At 66.2% G+C, this 16,286-nt stretch carries 15 protein-coding genes and 1 pseudogene; 9 read left to right on the forward strand and 7 right to left on the reverse strand.

The window, feature by feature from the left end; all coding sequences use genetic code 11:
* Positions 1-15: 15 nt before the first annotated feature.
* From ATL45_RS28230 to ATL45_RS40280, 6 genes are all read right to left on the reverse strand, one after another.
* The gene (locus ATL45_RS28230) at positions 16-2,805 is read right to left on the reverse strand and encodes a tetratricopeptide repeat protein (RefSeq protein WP_170210371.1); all 2,790 of its coding nucleotides are present in this window, start codon (positions 2,803-2,805) and stop codon (positions 16-18) included.
* A gap of 193 nt (positions 2,806-2,998) precedes the next feature.
* The gene (locus tag ATL45_RS28235; protein WP_143121801.1) at positions 2,999-3,238 is read right to left on the reverse strand and encodes a hypothetical protein; all 240 of its coding nucleotides are present in this window, start codon (positions 3,236-3,238) and stop codon (positions 2,999-3,001) included.
* A gap of 66 nt (positions 3,239-3,304) precedes the next feature.
* Positions 3,305-4,324, reverse strand: a complete 1,020-nt coding sequence (locus ATL45_RS38560) for a hypothetical protein (RefSeq protein ID WP_143121802.1) — start codon at positions 4,322-4,324, stop codon at positions 3,305-3,307.
* 127 nt (positions 4,325-4,451) lie between these two features.
* Positions 4,452-5,153: a recombinase family protein gene (locus ATL45_RS39810; RefSeq protein ID WP_256258613.1), complete on the reverse strand. Its 702-nt coding sequence runs from the start codon at positions 5,151-5,153 to the stop codon at positions 4,452-4,454.
* Positions 5,154-5,753, reverse strand: a complete 600-nt coding sequence (locus ATL45_RS39815) for a recombinase family protein (protein WP_246025591.1) — start codon at positions 5,751-5,753, stop codon at positions 5,154-5,156. It abuts the gene before it with no gap.
* A 515-nt stretch (positions 5,754-6,268) separates the two neighbouring features.
* Entirely contained in the window at positions 6,269-6,913 is a 645-nt protein-coding gene (locus tag ATL45_RS40280; RefSeq protein ID WP_369333631.1) for a recombinase family protein, read from the reverse strand.
* A gap of 311 nt (positions 6,914-7,224) precedes the next feature.
* Here ATL45_RS40280 and ATL45_RS40375 point away from each other — a divergent pair.
* The 7 genes and pseudogenes from ATL45_RS40375 to ATL45_RS28275 form a co-directional block, all read left to right on the forward strand.
* Positions 7,225-7,377, forward strand: a pseudogene (locus tag ATL45_RS40375) (IS701 family transposase); the annotation flags it as partial.
* A gap of 203 nt (positions 7,378-7,580) precedes the next feature.
* Positions 7,581-8,114, forward strand: a complete 534-nt coding sequence (locus ATL45_RS28250) for a hypothetical protein (RefSeq protein ID WP_093160779.1) — start codon at positions 7,581-7,583, stop codon at positions 8,112-8,114.
* Positions 8,115-8,159: 45 nt separating this feature from the next.
* Positions 8,160-9,173, forward strand: a complete 1,014-nt coding sequence (locus tag ATL45_RS28255) for a hypothetical protein (RefSeq protein ID WP_093160781.1) — start codon at positions 8,160-8,162, stop codon at positions 9,171-9,173.
* 20 nt (positions 9,174-9,193) lie between these two features.
* Positions 9,194-10,519, forward strand: a complete 1,326-nt coding sequence (locus ATL45_RS28260; RefSeq protein WP_093160784.1) for a Dyp-type peroxidase — start codon at positions 9,194-9,196, stop codon at positions 10,517-10,519.
* Between the two features lie 44 nt (positions 10,520-10,563).
* Entirely contained in the window at positions 10,564-11,469 is a 906-nt protein-coding gene (locus ATL45_RS28265) for a bile acid:sodium symporter family protein (protein ID WP_093160786.1), read from the forward strand.
* Between the two features lie 145 nt (positions 11,470-11,614).
* Positions 11,615-12,451 carry a beta-galactosidase gene (locus ATL45_RS39820; protein WP_246025592.1) on the forward strand — a complete coding sequence of 279 codons (837 nt, stop codon included), beginning with the start codon at positions 11,615-11,617 and terminating at the stop codon, positions 12,449-12,451.
* A 118-nt stretch (positions 12,452-12,569) separates the two neighbouring features.
* Positions 12,570-13,823 (forward strand): vanadium-dependent haloperoxidase, encoded by a 1,254-nt coding sequence (locus ATL45_RS28275; RefSeq protein ID WP_093160789.1) that lies wholly within the window; start codon positions 12,570-12,572, stop codon positions 13,821-13,823.
* A gap of 57 nt (positions 13,824-13,880) precedes the next feature.
* On the opposite strand, the gene ATL45_RS28280 is transcribed toward ATL45_RS28275, so the two are convergent.
* Positions 13,881-14,363, reverse strand: coding sequence for a COG4315 family predicted lipoprotein (locus tag ATL45_RS28280; protein ID WP_093160792.1), 483 nt, complete (start codon positions 14,361-14,363; stop codon positions 13,881-13,883).
* Between ATL45_RS28280 and ATL45_RS28285 the strand changes: the two genes are divergently transcribed.
* Together ATL45_RS28285 and ATL45_RS28290 are read left to right on the forward strand one after the other, a co-directional pair.
* Positions 14,362-15,027 (forward strand): sigma-70 family RNA polymerase sigma factor, encoded by a 666-nt coding sequence (locus ATL45_RS28285; RefSeq protein WP_256258614.1) that lies wholly within the window; start codon positions 14,362-14,364, stop codon positions 15,025-15,027. The genes ATL45_RS28280 and ATL45_RS28285 overlap by 2 nt on opposite strands.
* A complete protein-coding gene (locus ATL45_RS28290) occupies positions 15,024-15,659 on the forward strand; it encodes an anti-sigma factor family protein (RefSeq protein WP_170210373.1) in 636 nt (211 codons plus the stop codon). Before ATL45_RS28285 ends, ATL45_RS28290 begins: the two co-directional genes overlap by 4 nt.
* The last annotated feature ends 627 nt before the right edge of the window (positions 15,660-16,286 follow it).

Raw genomic sequence — 16,286 nt, forward strand, 5'->3', positions numbered from 1 at the left:
TAAGCACGAACCGGTTCAATTGAGGTCGCGCCAGTACTCGAGGTCTTGCTGGGTGGCGAGTGTGTCGGGGTGCCGGTCGCCACGAATCTCTCGTTGGGCGGCTAGTACCGTCTCCAACTCGCTGACCGCACCGGTCACATCGCCAGTTTGGCCGCGGAAGAACGCGAGGCTGTGCCGCGTCGTCAACGTGACGGGACTCGCCGGCCCCAGAACCGCGATCCTCTCCGTCAGCAGCTCTTCCAGCTCGGTGATCGCTACGTCCGCGTCACCCGTGAGCCCGCGTAGGAAGATGAGGCTGTGGCGGGTGGCCAACGTGTCGGGATCCCTGGGGCCGAGTGTCTGTAGTTGTGAGGCGAGCACCTCCTCTAACTGCATGGCTCCTTCTGGCACGTCTCCGGACTCCGCGCGCGTGAACGCAACGTGATGCCGCACAGCCAGCGTGGACCGGTGGTCTGTCCCGTGCACCTGTATCTGAGCCTCGAGCGCGGCCTCCAGTTCCCTTATGGCCCCGCTGAGATCTCCGGTTCGACTGCGGCAGCTCGCGAGGTGACGCCGAGTCAGCAACGTCGCAGGATTTTCACCGCCGCATGCCTGTCGTTGGGTTGTCAAGAGCTTCTCCAGTTGGGTGATCGCTCCGGCAAGGTCACCGGCCCAGTCCCGCCAACGCGCGAGGTTGCGTCGAAGCGTCAACGCCGCGGTGTTGTCCGGAGTCAGTAGCTTCAGTCGCGCGACCGCAATCTCATCCAGTTCGCCGATCGCTTGTGCCAGTTGTTTTCCCCTGTCACGCCATTCTTCGAGGTCGTCCTGGGTCTTCACCGTCGCGGTGTGGTCCGGGCCGAGTGCGTGACGCTGGGCTGCCAGCAGTTCCTCTAGCTCCGCGATCGCTGCGGGTATGTCACCATCCTCTGCTCGCCAATCTGCAAGATAGCGACGGGTGATCAAGGTCGTGGTGTTCTTGGGGCCGAGCTCCTGTAGGTGCACGGCCAGCAACTCCTCCATCTCTGCAATCGCCCCAGAAACATGACCATCCGCGCGGCGACAGTGTGCGAGTTCGTGCCGGATGATCAACGTGAGTTGGTCTTGGTGGCCGAACCGTGCCAACACGAAGGCCAGCACATCCTCCAACTCCGCTACAGCGGCTGACGCTTCGCCTGCCCGGCGGCGCCAACCTGCGAGGGCATACCGAATGATCAACGTATCCGTGTGCTGATCGCCCAAGGCACGGATGGACTCGTCAAGGAGCCTCTCAAAGTAGACAACCGCGGAGCCAGGGCTTTCCGATCTGCCCTTGCTTCGGCCGAGGCGGTACAGGAGGGTGTGCGCTCCTTCCGGCCCTTGCAAGAGTTCACGTCTGGTGTGGCGCTCAAGGTTGTTGGCGTTATCTGCCAGTTCGCGGCCGGGGATTGGGATGTCTTCCGGCCAGCGGCGCATGAGCGCCTCGGCTGCGCACCATGCCAGTGCGTCAAGAGGCTGATGCTGGGGAATGTCATCGCGGGTCGTGCGTTGCACGAGGGCATGCACACGAAGTCGCCTGTACCAACTCGCGGTGTCGCGAGTCGCCAGGCTGAGACGGTGCAAGTTCGAGAGCGCGCCTTCAACTTGCTCCGCGTCGATCACTTCGTACGAGGTGATCGCGCTCAGGTGGTCCAGCACTGGTGGCGCCGTGAAGACCTCGAGGGGGATGCCGTTTCCGTCCAGGAGCGAAGCCAGCTCAAGCAACGGGCGTGCCAGTCCTGCCGGCCGGAGCTGGTTGGCCGCGTGGATCGAAAGGGACCAGGTCGCTGCCAGCGTTGTCTTGTGTTCGTCTGGCAGCCCCTCGTCGTCGGGGAACACGTCGGCTAGCCGTCGCCTTTTATCAGCTAGCCGCCGACGGTACTCCGAACAGGTGATCCCGCGCGTGGCGATGTACGCGGCCGCCTGCGCCAGGGCCAGTGGCAGATGGCCGAGATCGTCAGCGAGTTTCGTCGCGTCCTCAGCCTGGTAGCGATCACCGAGCTTGGCCCGGAAGTAGTTGAGAGATTCTTGGCGGCCGAACAAGCCGACCTCGATGACATGCCGTCCGTCGAAGGCAGGTTCGCCACGTCGGCGGGTCGTAACGATCGTATGGCCAGCATCGGGCGGCCAGAGGCCGTTGAGATCACGAGGGCTTTGCAGATCATCCAGGATGATGAGCCATCGCCTGGACGTGGTTTCCATCCATGTCAGAAACTGCTGACACCGGTTGGCGGTGGTGTCACCGTCGAAGTCATCCTCCTCCGGCAGGCCGAGCTTGTCGGCGACTCGGGCGTAGCTGTTGACAATCGCGTCTCGTGAGTCGGCTGTGATCCACACCAGCAGGTCAAGTGGCTGGCCATCGCGGTCCTGCCGCCATTGTCGTATGAATCGTTGAGCGAGCTGGGCAGCAAGCTGCGTCTTCCCTGCCCCACCCAAACCGGTCAGAACATGATGCCGCCGGCGCCTTTGTTCCTCTTCGGGCACGGACTGCTTGTCGTCTTGCGAGCACTCACGCTCCAGCTCGGTCCCAAGCTCCTCACTCAAAGCACGCTGCTGGAAGGAGCTCGCCAGCTGCGGGACGACACCCACAAGAACCGGCCAATCCACCTGTTTCCGAGCCGCCTGGCGGTCAGCTGTCTCTCGATCGTCACCCGGTTTACTACTGACGAAATCCCAGACTGTGCCCGCTCGTCCGTCCTGCGCGCCCGAGTGGAAGTACACGTCACCGTAAATCTCGCCAGCCTGGACCGAAAGACCGAAGACTCTTCCACTTAACGAGTTGAACGACGCCCGCCGCTCCGCCTGCCCCACCAGACCCCCTACCAGCGCTGAACGACATGGCCCCATCCACATCGCCGACCAGCGATCAACCTCAACTGCTTCAGGCAGTATGCCGGTTACCGCCACTGCCGTGAACCTGAGCTCAGGTCTTAACGAGGAGTCAGCTCTTGCCGCTCGATCCCCAGCTCGAACTCAGTGCACCGAGTTGGATCCCAGTGGCAGTTCAGAACCCCACCACCTTCCGCAGGTCCGATACCGTCGGCGGTCGACGGGACGTCGCGGCGACCGCCCACGGGTCGGTGTGGCCGACGCCGCCCTGGATATCGGCGAGCACGACGCGAATGGCGTCCCAGGCCTGGCCGTCGGGGACGCCGAGTTTGGCCATGTGTCCCCAGAATCGCGCTTCAGCGGCCTTCACGGGCTCCATGGTCGTGCGCAGGTGGTCAACGTCGGGGTTGATCATGTTCCGCAACATGGAGTAGTGCGCAGACGAGGTCCACCGTGGCGCCAGAGCAGGCCAAGATGTGGATCAATCACTGCAGTCGGTGAGACATTTTTCGATTTGCAATACCTTCAGCGCTCCAGATTCGATCACCAAGCTGGCCCGGTAGTTTCCGTCGTGTGTCGTCGAGGAGGCGCCAAATATCGGGTCAGAATATTGAGCCGTAGCGGCGTAGCTGCCTACGACTTCGATCAAGCCGGAATCTTGATCAAAAGCCCGCCTCGTATTGAGAGCGGGATCCCCATCGAAAGACCAATGGACGGGTGTATCGCTTGGTGCAGGGACTGGTCCCACGTCGGGGCACGTCGGCGGCATCGCTGGCTCAGGCGTCGCCGCACACTCAGCGAACGCGCTGCGCATGGCGGACGCAACTGTCTCATCGGAAACTTCGTGATTTCGCTTGGCTACCGGCTCCGGCGGTTCTCCATCAAGGCCCTCCAGCTCCACCAGACGGGCGCCGTCGGCCGACAACTTGGCGAGAAAGGGGACGATCTTCACGGAAAACCTCGGCTCGCCCCACTGCTGCCGGTAGGAGACCGTCATCACCGCACGGCCATAGACATAAAAGATCTCATCGCGATAAGCGATGCGCGCACCGTCCATGGGGTCGCCACGAAGAACCCACCTGACATTCTGCGCGCTTGACACATCGTGGTGAGCCTGCGGGCAGTTGACCGGAGCGAGAACTACAGCCATTGAGCATGCTTGAATGGACTCCCTTGCCGCATCAAACAGGACGTCGGCGTGAACTCCCTGCGGCCAAGGATCGCTCTCCTCCGGAATGTCCTGACCGTTCCCGCACTGGGAGATCAAAAACCATATCAGGCCCATCGCAATAAGAGCAGGAATGAACGGGCGGCCACTGGTCTTTTGCTCCACTTGCTCGTTATTGCTGCTCTGTTTGGCTGGATCGGTCGACGGCGGAGGGGTGACTTGGATGATGTTACCGTAATTATTGCCGATCTGGGCTGCAGACGTAATCTCTCCGCTTAACTCATTCTGAATTTTGCCTGATGTCTCGTTCTCCTCGTCGCCAGTCTCATGCACGCCTTCTCCCCAGTTGGACGTTCCAGTCGCGAAACAAGCTGAGCTCAAGGATTCTAGCCCACCCGAGCGACCAGATGTACGGACAACTCAACGACCAGAACACAAGGCCATCCCTGCGAGGCCCTTGTCAGCACACACGCGACGCTGAGCCCTCTGCGACTGATCGGCTCTGCGCTTCTTCGACGCTCCAGTCCGGGCCGCGGTAGACGATCACCAGGCCCTTCGTGCGGAGATAGTCGGCCAAGGACGTGTTGTCGCCGGTGGCATCGTTCAGCCGGACTCGGAGTCCGTCGAGTAGGTGGTCTTCTCTGACGTAGGTGCTCTTCGGGATCGGCGTTTGGGTTCGTGCGCTGGTGTGGCCGTGGCGGCATCGGTAGCCGGGCCGGTTGTGGACCCAGTGCGAGTCGAACCGCCGGTCGCATAGCCCGCACCTGATCAGCCCGGCCAGCAGGTAGGTGCGGGTGTCTCCGTCTTGGGTCTTGCGGGCGGTGCGCATGCCCTGCACGGCTCGGAATGTCGCCTCGTCGACCAGTGCGGGATGTGCGGGTGTCTTCGACACCGCCCACTCCCGCTCATCCACCCGGCCTCCGGTGCCGCCGGCGCGGCGGGCAGTGCGGTGGCTGCGGGAGGTGGTGTGCCGGTTCCAGACCTGCCGCCCGGTGTAGCGCGGGGTTCTCCAGGATTTCCCGACCGTTCGCGTGATCCACTCCGGCCCCGAGCGGTGCGGGTTGCGTACGGGGTCGGCACCGGACGGGCACGGTATTCCGCGCTGGTTGAGTTCGCGTGTGATGCCGGCGATGCTGCGTCCGGTGGCGCGCTGCTGGAAGATCTACCGCACCCACCGGGCTGTGGTCGGGTCGGGTTCCAGTCGGTGGAGCCGGCGGCCCCAGTGGGCGTGCACAGGGTTGGGGTGTGGTCCGGCATCCACGAGCCGGTACCCGTACGGCGGTCGACCACCGAGGAACCGGCCCTGGGTGCGGACCTGGGTGCGCATCGCCGCCAGGACCCGATAGCGTGCTCGCAGCACTTCCTGTCGGGACTGCGACCCCAGCAACAGCATCAACGCCTGATGCGCCGGTTCCTCGAGATCCACCGGTCCGCCGGCCTCCGGTAACCACACTCGTACGCCCACCTCGGCCAGGGCGGCCAGTACTGTCTGGAACTGGTCGCCGTAGAAGGCGCGCTCATACTCGCCGATGACCACGGCGTCAAAGCCACGATCCGGTCGCTGTGCGGCGGCCAGCAGGGCCGCGGCGCGGGGGCGTTTGGTCCAGGACCACCGGCGTGAGCAGCCTTGGTCGAAGTACTCGGCCACGATCGTCCCGTGCCCGCCGATGGTCTCTTCGGCGACGTCCAGCTGCCAGCCCCGCGAGGTCACACGGTCCTGGTCTTCGGTAGTTGACATCCGGCCGTAGAAGGCGAACCGCACCAGCGGCCCGTGGTCGGTGCTGCCCGACGCTGGTCGTCTGCGTCGGCCCCGCTCGGCCGGCGCTGCGTTGTTTCGTCTTGCTGTCCCGGTTGCCATCGTGCACCTCGCATTCCAGCCCGCTGATCAAGCGGTTCTGGAACGCCGGGGTGCCACCCTGATGACGCTGGAGTCGGCCAGGACCACCCGAACAGCCGCATCCCCGGGCGGTCGCGGTCCCGCGGCGGTGTCGAGGCACCGTCCGACACGCCGGCCAACCTCGCCGGCCGATGTCGTTGAAATGGTGGCGCAGACTCAGAGTGAGGGAGCAGGGGAGCCTGCTATGATTCCGGGGTGATTTCCCCAAACAAGGGAAATCGCACCACCTTGGGGGTTCAAGTCTCGGACACTCTTTTACCCCACGGGGTTTCAGTGTCTCTACGACTGGCGCTTCTCGCTGTCGGCGGTGACACCGTCTTCTTGGTGATCGGCAGTGGAGTTCATGTCGAGCGCTAGTGATGCTTGGCCGGATAGGACCATCAGGTCTTGAGCAGCATGGTGCGGTGTCGGCCTGAGCTCCCAACCTGCGTGGCCGCACACGATCTCCAGCCCCGCTCGGCGGAGCTGTTCACCAACCTCGTGGTCCACATTGTCCTCTGGTGTTTGCCGGCCTTGCTGGCTGAGTAGTCCGGGTAAGGCCTCGAGTAGGTGGTCCTCGCGGACGTAGACGGTACGGGGGCCTGGCTCGGCCGCGGTATGCCAGCTCTATAGCCATGGCGGCAGCGATGACCGGCACGGCCGTGGACCCAGTGCACGTCCATCCGGCGGCCGCACTCACCGCACACCACCAACCCGGCCAACACATACCTACGCCGCTGGCCGTCCTTGGCTGTCCGCGCGGCCCGTATCCCTTGGACAGCGATGAACGTGGCCTCGTCGACTAACGCTGTATGGGACAGGTGTTCGGATACCTCCCAGTCCTGCACCGAGCTCCGGCGAACGCGCCCGGAGCCGCGGCCGCTGGGGCGTCCCTCGCCGCAGTGGCCTTTAGTGGTGTGGCGGTTCCAGACCTGCCGGCCGGTGTATCGCGGGTTTTGCAGGATCAGTGCGATGGTGCGAGCGATCCATTGTCCTGCTGGCTCGTTTGAGTTGCGGGTCTGATCACCACTCAACCCCGGTGACAACCGAACCCTGGGCAGACCCTTGATTCGAACCTACGACCCCTTGACCCCCAGGCAATCCACAAGACACGCTAACCAGAGAAACCGAGAAACCCCTGGATCATTGTGGTCGTATCTCGCGCGCGATCTTTTTCTGGTGTTGTTCTTGGGCTCGACGACGGACTTTCCGGAGAGTATGGCGCAGACCCGGGACTACGCGACGAGCTGGAAACCCGCGAAGTGGGCTACGTGCCCGCCGTGGCCTGCGACGCGCCGATCACCATCGCGGCGAGCGTAATGTGGGCTCACGCCCTTGCCGTAAACCAAGCGGGCGGCAACGCTTCTCGGCCGGTGGAGGCGCGAAAGGTCACCGCCATTACGACTGGGCCCGAATCGACATCCACGTCCCTGAACAGACCGGGCATCGCTGGTTGCTGATCCGCCGCCGGCACACCGGCAAGCTGGCGTTCTACCGCTGCGGTGCGCCCATCGCGTTTCACCGCTGCGCTGGTGCGCGTAGCGGCTGCGCTCGTCCGTGGCTCGAGGGTCCGGAGAGGCAGATGTGAACTGCGGGCCCAAGCGGAGGGGCATCCAGATCAGGTCTGGCCTGCTTGTTCGGTGGAATGAGGGCGGAACTGCGTGGGAGGATGGTGACGGCAGTTCCTTTCATTCTGGGCGGCGGAGGGGCGGTATGGAGATCAAGCCTCAGGCGGTTGTCATCCCCAGGGAGACCGGCCATTTGGAGCAGGGGAAGTACGGTCCCGTTTATCCGAGGACTCCTGCGTGTTACGGGTTCACCATCATCGCGAACGTGAAGCCGGGCCGGGCCGGGGCGATCCGTGAGTACGGCTACACCTTGGCCAAGGCGTTGGAGGAGGATCCGCATCTTCTCGCGCCGCTGAAGTTGCACTACCTGCGCTGGGTGCTTTTCGACGACGACACGCGTTTCATGTACCAGGGGATCTTCGACACCGATTTCGACAAGTACACCGAAGATGCCATTGCGCTGTTCAGCAAGGCCGGGGTGAGCACGGCTTTCGAGAATCTCGAGGGATTCCCGGAGGACTGGCGCACCAATCCGGAGGCGTTCGTCAGGTTCGTGCGAGAGCACCATTGCCCGAGTTTCATCGAGTACGGAGAGTACCCGTACGTCACGGCTGATGAGGTCAAGAAGGCTCTTCGGATCAAGGGCGCATTGTCGGAGATGCTCGATCAGTTGCAGTGAGAGCAGGCTGTTGCCTACCCGTCCCGCTGCGGATCGGAGACCGCGATGAGCGAGTCCACGACGGCCCGCACTTACAACCAGAACCACGTGCCCCGCCCCTACACCCGGGGGAGGAGACGGGTGAGCATCTACGTCTCGTGGAGCTACCCGGCCGAGGCCGGCAGGAATCCGGCTGAGCTGGACAACCGGTTCTCCACGATGACCGAGGTCCGGCGGGTTGCCTGGCCCGCCTACGAGGAACCGAGGTGGTCCGACCCGCTGCAGTTCCAGCAGGGCATCGCGGGTTCTCTGGAGTTGTTCTTCTTGGCCTGGGTGCCGTTCCAGTCGTACGCGGAGGAGATCACCGGGCATGCTGTGCCGGTGTACCAACGCATCGATCAAGCCGGTTTCCGGACGTTGCTGGATGATCGGGTGCTGGCGGACACCGACACGTTGTTCGTCTTCGGCTTGGACCACATGATCACCGGACAGGACGCCGAGCCGGAAGAGATCTCCGCGCTGCGGCAGTTTCTCCAGCGGGAGGGAACGTGCCTGGTGCTGGGGCCTCACCACGACGTGGGAGCCTCGGATGACCTGACCGTGCGGGAAGTGGAGCACCGCCACCACGGAGATCCCCTGGTTCCGCGCCAACAGCGGTTCGCCAGGTACGTGCGGGGCCTGATGCGAGGTTTGGGGGTGCCGGTCGAGAATCGCTACGGGTTGCGTCCTGCAGTGCGGGAACCGAACAAGATCGCCCCGCTGTCCGCGGCCAGGGATCTGGACACCAGGGGGTGGCTGGAAGGTGTGACCACCTTCAACTTCCACCAGCACCTGCCGCACTACGCCCTGACGACGGACGATCCGGATGCCATCCGCGTCCTGGCGCGGCAGCCGATCGACACTTCCAGGCCGCACCCGTTCACCGAGGACGGCAACGCGGAGTTCAACAGTTTCCTGTGGATGCCCCCGGGCGATGATCGGGCCGGTGATGTGCTACTGGCGGACTCCACGATCTTCAGCTCGTTGTTCGGCGGTGACGAAAGCCTGCGGAACTTCTGGAAGAACGTCGTCTCGAAGTAGCGTTGCGAGGAGACGGGACCATGAGCGGGCACGCACTGGAACTCGCTGACATTCAGCGCGGGGTTCTCAGCGCCAGACCTACCCCCTACGCGGCGACCTACCTCGTTTTCCGCATCGATGACCGTGCGCACGGGAGGCAGCTGATGCGGCGCGCGAGCGCCGTGGCCACCTCCGCGGCGGGCTCGCCCAGTCCCCTGGGGGAGACCTGGGTGAGCGTCGCGGTCACCTACCACGGCCTCGAGGCACTCGGTGTTCCGCACGAATCGCTGGGCACCTTCGCCTGGGAGTTCCGGCAGGGAATGGCTGCCCGGGCCAAAGCGCTCGGCGACGTGGGGGAGAGCAGACCCGAGAATTGGGAGGCGCCCCTGGGGACAGCCGACGTCCACGTGGTTTTCGCGGCTGTGGCACCGGACGCCGAGAAGCTGGAGGCGGCCGTCGATCAGGCCCGCACGGCGTACCACGGCCTGCCCGGCATCACCGCGATCTGGAGGCAGGACTGCTACGCCTTGCCCACCGAGACCGAGCATTTCGGCTACCGGGACGGCGTCAGCCACCCCGCTGTCGAGGGCAGCGGCACCGCCGGGTCGAACCAGCTGGAAAAGCCGCTGAAAGCTGGTGAGTTCGTCCTCGGGTACCCCGACGAGCTGGGCGGGGTGCAGACCCCGCAGCCAGAGGTGTTGGGGCGCAACGGCAGCTACGCGGTCTTCCGCAAGCTCCACCAACGGGTCGCCGCGTTCCGGCGCTACCTCAAGGACAACGCCACCAACCGCGAGGACGAGGAACTGCTGGCAGCCAAGATCATGGGGCGCTGGCGCAGCGGCGCGCCACTGGCGCTCAGCCCGCAGCACGACGACACCGCGCTCGGCGCCGACCCGGATCGCCGCAACGCCTTCCTCTACGAGCGCGACGACCCGGCGGGGTTCACCACCCCGGGCGGCTGCCACATCCGCCGAGCCAACCCCCGCGACGCGTCGGTGGCAGGGGAAGTGCGGCTCCACCGCATGATCAGGCGCGGCGCCGTCTACGGTCCACCGCTCGCCGACGGCGTCCTGGACGATGACCGTGCGGACCGCGGACTCGTGTTCGCCTTCATCGGCGCCCACCTCGGGCGGCAGTTCGAGTTCGTCCAGTCCGAGTGGTTGAACGACGGCGTCTTCTTCGGCTCGGGCAGCACCAAGGATCCGATAGCCGGAGCCAACGAAGGCCGCACCGATTTCATCATCCCCCGTCGGCCCGTGCGTCGGCGTCTGCCGCCGTTGCCGCGGTTCGTGGTCACGCGCGGGGGCGAGTACTGCTTCCTGCCCGGACTCCGCGCCTTGCGCTGGCTGGGCGATCTCCAGGACTGAACCGCGGTGGCGCGTTCCGGCACCCCCCGGAGGTGGAATGCCCGATGGGCACCTTGCACCTGCTGTTCAACGCCGTCACGGTGATCTTCATCGCCGCCACGATGTTCGCCGCCGGTCTGGGGACCACCACCTCGGCGCTGCGGGACGTCTTCGCCGACGTTCCGCTGCTCCTGCTGGCGCTGCTCGGCAACCTGGTGGTCCTACCGCTGCTGGGCTGGGGCATCGGTGCGCTGCTCGGCCTGCCCACCGCGGCGTTCATCGCGTTGATCCTGGTCGCCTCGTCGCCCGGCGGGCCGTTCGGAGCGAAGCTGGCCATGGTGCAGGGCGGGGATGTGGTTGCGGGTGCGGCCATGCAGGTCCTGCTCGCCTCCGCAGGCAGCCTGACCTTCGGCCCGACCGCCAACGGCATCCTCACCGTCGCCGAGGTCGGCCCGGGCGCGTCCTCCCTCGACGTCGGCGCGCTGGTGCGGACCGTGGCGATCCTGCAGCTCGTTCCGTTCGGCATCGGCCTGCTGCTGCGTCGATGCACACCGGCAGTGGCGCGGTCCTGGCACCCCACCACCGTCAAGGTCTCGAACGTGACTTTCCTGATCGTGCTGGCGGGCATGCTGCTGGGCAACTGGCGCGACGTCGTCACGCTGCTCGGTTCGCTGACCCTCCTCGCCGGGTTCACCCTCGCCATTGCTGCCTTCGCCGTCGGCACGCTGCTGTCCACCGGGCCGGTGATGCGCCGCACCACGATGGGAAGCGTCGCGGCAGTGCGCAACGCGGGGCCGGCGCTGGCCGCCGTCGGTATCGCCTTCGGAAACGAGCCGGCGCTCCTCGGTGCCCTCGCTGCGGTCTTGCTCACCGGGTTGGCGGCAGCAATCCCGATCGCCGCGATCCTCGGTCTACGACGCAGCAAACCCCGCACGGACGGGAACTCGGGAGCGACTGGTCCGATTCGGTAGTGGCCCTGGCCGAGGAGTGATCGAAGCTGCAAGTATCAAGGAAGTTTCGCGCAGTATCGATAAAAGGGGCGGCGATGGGAAGCGTTAACCGACGGGGATTTCTCGGCTCGATCGCCCCGACCATTGGCGGGACCGGCTCGCCCGGATGCGCGCGCTTGGCCTGAACACCGCGGACACCTACGTCGCGTGGAACTTCCACGAACCCCGGCGCGGCACGGTCGACTTCTCCGGCTGGCGCGACCTCGTTCGGTTCGTCGAGACCGCCGCCGAGGTGGGGCTCAAGGGCACCGTTCGGCCGGGCCCGTACATCTGCGCGGAGTGGGACTTCGGTGGCCTGCCGGCCTGGCTGCTGGCCGACCCGGATCTGCCGGTGCGTTGCAACGAGCCTGCCTACCGCGACCTGGTCGACGAGTGGTTCGGGGTCCTGCTGCCGCGGCTCGCCCCACTGCGGGCGACCCGCGGTGGCCCGGTGATCGCGTTCCAGGTGGAGAACGAGTACGGCAGCTACGGCAACGACCAGGCGCACCTGGACCACCTGCGGAAAACCATGCGCGGCAACGGGATCGACAGCATGCTGTTCTGCTCGAACGGCCCCGTCGGGGTGGATGCTGCGTGGTGGGAACCTGCCGGACGTGCTCGCCACCGTGAACTGGCGGGGAGGTTTCGATACGGGGTGGGGAAACCGGTGAAGTCGTGGGAACTGCCCTCTTCCTGGGGCTCCTCGGCTTGCACCTTCGGCTTGTCGTCGAAGCTCGCCGCGGCAGGAGGAGGGCCGAACCTGGCTGACAGTCCTGAGCATCTTCGCTGTCCTGGCCGCGATCCTCACGTCGGCCACGGAGCACGCCCCAGCGCTACTGGCCGCGATCCCGCCGCTGTGCGCAGCGGTCTTCATGCACCGGTCTGCGGCCAATCGCTACTACCAGCAGGTCGGTGCTTCGTGCGCGCGGTCAGCGCGGTGCTCTGCGTCGGGCGGGGGAACTGACCGCGGCTAAGCCGGATGGGTGGTGAACCTGCTTGCTGCCGTCGTCGTACGTGGCACCGAGACGTGACCACCGACGGAGGAGCTGTACGTGGGACGAGGTTCGGTTGTACGAAGGCGGGTGGCCAGGGGCAGCGCCGCCGTGGTCGCCGTGTCGGTCGTGGTCGGGGCGACGGCAGCGATGCCGCACGCGATCGCCCAGCCGACCGCGGATGTGGCGTTGGAGTGGTACGACGTGTCCGCGGCAACCGTGAACGCGGCGGACATTCCGGCATCGGCGCAGATCACGAAGAATCGCGCGTGGGCGATCTCGTGGCTCGCCGCGGCCCGGGCGATTCGCCCCGAGCTGGCGACGGGGCAACCGCACGAGTACGAGCAAGCAGCGATTGCATCAGCAGTCCACACCGCGCTGTCGGACCTGGTGCCAAGCCGCCAGGCGGAGTTGAACGCCGCTCTGGCGCGCACTCTGGGCCGGATCCCGGACGGCCCCGCTGAGAAGCGGGGCGTTCGCATCGGCCGTGAGCAGGCGCGCTTCGTGCTCGCGGACCGGGAGAACGACGGATTGGACCCGGAGTCGGTCAACGGCGAGTACCCACCCGGGGAACCAGCTCCCGGGGTCTGGCAGCCCACGCCGCCGACGTACGGGGCCGCCATCCAAGCCGGATCGAGGTACGCGAAGCCGTTCTTGCTGGACGACCCGGCCCAGTTCCGGTTGGGGCCGCCACCCGAGCTCGGCTCCGAACGTTACCGGAGCGATCTGGCCGAGGTTCGTGCGTTGGGCGTCGCGGGCAGTGCGGCGCGCACCGACGAGCAGACCAGGACGGCCGAGTTCTGGGAGCAGTCCACGCAGGAGGCCTACGCCTGGGTCCTGCGCTCCGCGCTCGAGCAGTCCCGGCAGCCGCTGTTCCAGCGCGTCGGCATGGTGGCGATCTTCAACGTCGCCCTCGTGGACACACAGATCGCCACCTCCGACAGCAAGTACACCTACGCCCGCTGGCGACCTGTCACGGCCATCCGGGCAGCCGACGACGGCGACGGGGATCCGGGCACCACACCAGACGCGGACTGGACACCGGAGGCCACAACCCCGTTGCACCCCGATTATCCCAGCGGGCACAACACCTATGCAGGTGCAGCGGAAGCCGTGTTGACGGCGCTGACCGGCGCGGGACCGGACGAGGCCGTCACCATCGGAAGCTCGACAGCGCCGGGGGAGTACCGCACCTACGCGGAATGGTCGCAGCTCACCGACGAAGTGCTCGACGCCCGAGTCTGGTCCGGTCTGCACACGCGGACCGCTGATGAAGCCGGTGTCGTGCTCGGTCGCGACGTCGCGGAGCACGACCTGCGAATGGCCTTCCGGCTACTGCGGTGATGTGGGAGAACCGGTCGCCCGTGGGCAGCAGTCGGCCACGGGCGACCGGTTCGCGGGTCAGCCCCCCGGTGCAGCGGTCTTGATCGCTTCACCCCTGGGGTCGACGAGGTACCAGACCTGCATCTTGTTCTGCCCCTTGGTGTCTCCGGCCGCCATGTCCTGGGCGAAGTAGTAGAGCGGCTGGCCGGCGAAGGTGATCTGCTGACCGCCGCCGTCGGGCCGGTTCGCGGTGCCGAGCTGTGCCGGGTCCACACCTGGGCCGGCCTGGGGAGTCCCGGTCAGGGGCGGCCATTGCGTCGCGCACTGTCCCGCGCACTTGGAGATGCCGGGCTCGTCCTTCGTGTACAGGTAGAGCGTCCGCCCCGATGCGTCGACGAGGTAGTCACCGGTAGGCGCGCTGCGGATGCTCACCACAGTCGGGGCTTCGGTGGTTGCGCTGGGCGTTTGGGAAGCGGATTCGGTCTGCTCACCAGAACTGCACGCGGCGATGGCCAAGGTGCAAGCGGTGGTGGCGATGACAGCGATTCTGCGCAACGGCATGGTGTCCCTTCCTTCTGGGCTGCGTCGCCTCCCACTACGTCCGCCGCCCTCGGTCGGTTCAAGGGAGAATCAGCGGCTGGATCCCCGAACCGCAGGTGCGCTCGCGACGTACACCCGGGCGCAGGAGGGATCGACCGATGTTGGACGGGGTGCGATGACAGCGAACGAGCAACTGCTCCGCGCGATGTACGAAGAGTACGGAGGCATGCTGATCGCGTTCGTCCTGCGGTACACGGCCGATCGGCAGCGAGCTGAGGACGTCGTGCAGGAGACCTTGCTGCGGGCGTGGCGCAATCTGGATTCGATCGACCCCGGCCGTGGTGACCCGCGGTCCTACCTGTTCTCGATCGCACGGAACATCCTGATCGATGACTGGCGTGCCGCCCAGCGTCGCCCTCGCCTGGTCAGCGATGACGCGGCCGTCGAGTCGCTGCCGGCTGCCGACGGTCTGGACCGGATGCTGGACGGTTGGCTCGTCGGTGAGGCGCTCCAACGACTGTCCACCCAGCACCGCGCCGTCGTCGTCGCGCTGTACTTCCGGGGGCTCAGCGTGGCTGAAACCGCAGAGCGGCTCGGGATTCCGCGAGGAACGGTGAAGTCACGCGCCTACTACGCGGTCCGATCGTTGAGAATGACCTTGGAAGAAATGGGGGTTGTCCGGTGAACGAGGAGCACGCGGCGATCCGCGAGCTGTTGGGGGCTTACGTGCTCGGCGGTCTGGACCCGGACGAGCGCCGACAGCTCGAGGAACACCTCGGCCACTGCGCCGAGTGCCGGGAAGAGCTGTCCGGCTACGCAGGCCTGCCCGGCTTGCTGCACCGCGCCGGACCGCCCCCGAAGCCGGTCGAACCGCCGGAGTCGATGTGGGCGGAGCTGATCCTGAAAGCCCGCACCGAACGAACGCCCGCACCGCGCAAGCGCAGGTGGCTGCTGGCCGCGGCCGCAGCGGTCCTGCTCGGCGCGGGAGCGCTCGGCGGCATGGCCGCGGCCTCCTGGTCACCGCAGGGCGCTGACCTGGTGGCTGCGGTCGGTGTGACCTCGCACGGGCACGGCAAACTGGAAGGTCGTCCGTGGGGGACTGCGGTGTCCCTGCACCTGGAGAACCTGCCGCCCGACGACCGATTCGTGGCGTGGGTGGTGGCCCGCGACGGCCGCATGGACCAGGCCGCCACGTGGTCGCGAACCCCAACCGGGGAAGCACGACTGTCCGGTGCGTCCTCGATCCCCCGCGACCAGGTGGCCAAGCTGCTCGTCACCACGGGTACCGGCAGGCAACTCCTGGAGTTGAGCGCGTGAAGCCTGCGGGAGCTGACCGAATCGACCTTCCTGATCGGTAGAGATGAGCTGAGCGGTCGGCGGTTTCGCGGACCGTCAGCGCTAGCCTCCCGAGTGCCTGGGTGTCCGGTCGGATTCGTGCGAGGCGGGCAGCGACCGGCCAACCGGTCAATCCCGCCGGTGTCGGTGATGTCGGCGTGGGCCAAGACCGTCATCGGGGGGCTCCTCAGCTCGCTGCAACCGAGCGGCTAAACCCGAAGCGCCTGCTCAGGCGGGAGATACCGGGCTTGCCGCGCCCCGCGGTCCGGCGGGGCGCCCTCGCCCGCCGCGCCACAGGCGGGCCAGCTTCATTGAGAACCCCGGGTAGTCGGAGCAGCATCCACGCGATGCCGAGCAACCTGAGTGCGACAAGACACCACCCGTCGACGCGTTCCTCAGCATTCGCACATCGGCAGATCCGGGACAGGTAACCGTGTCCCGAAGCTGCGTTCCCGCTGCATGTGCCGTGGTGGCTGTTCGGGGGCATCCTCCGCGACCTCCGACTGCCACCCGGCGGCGTCACCCGATCCTGGAACTCCGTGGTCGACATCCGAGCGCGGATGGCAAGCCGATCACGGTCAGATCCGCGGCGAACCGTGCCCCTGCCCC

Origin of the sequence: Saccharopolyspora antimicrobica (genome assembly GCF_003635025.1) — a bacterium.
Lineage (GTDB): Bacteria > Actinomycetota > Actinomycetes > Mycobacteriales > Pseudonocardiaceae > Saccharopolyspora > Saccharopolyspora antimicrobica.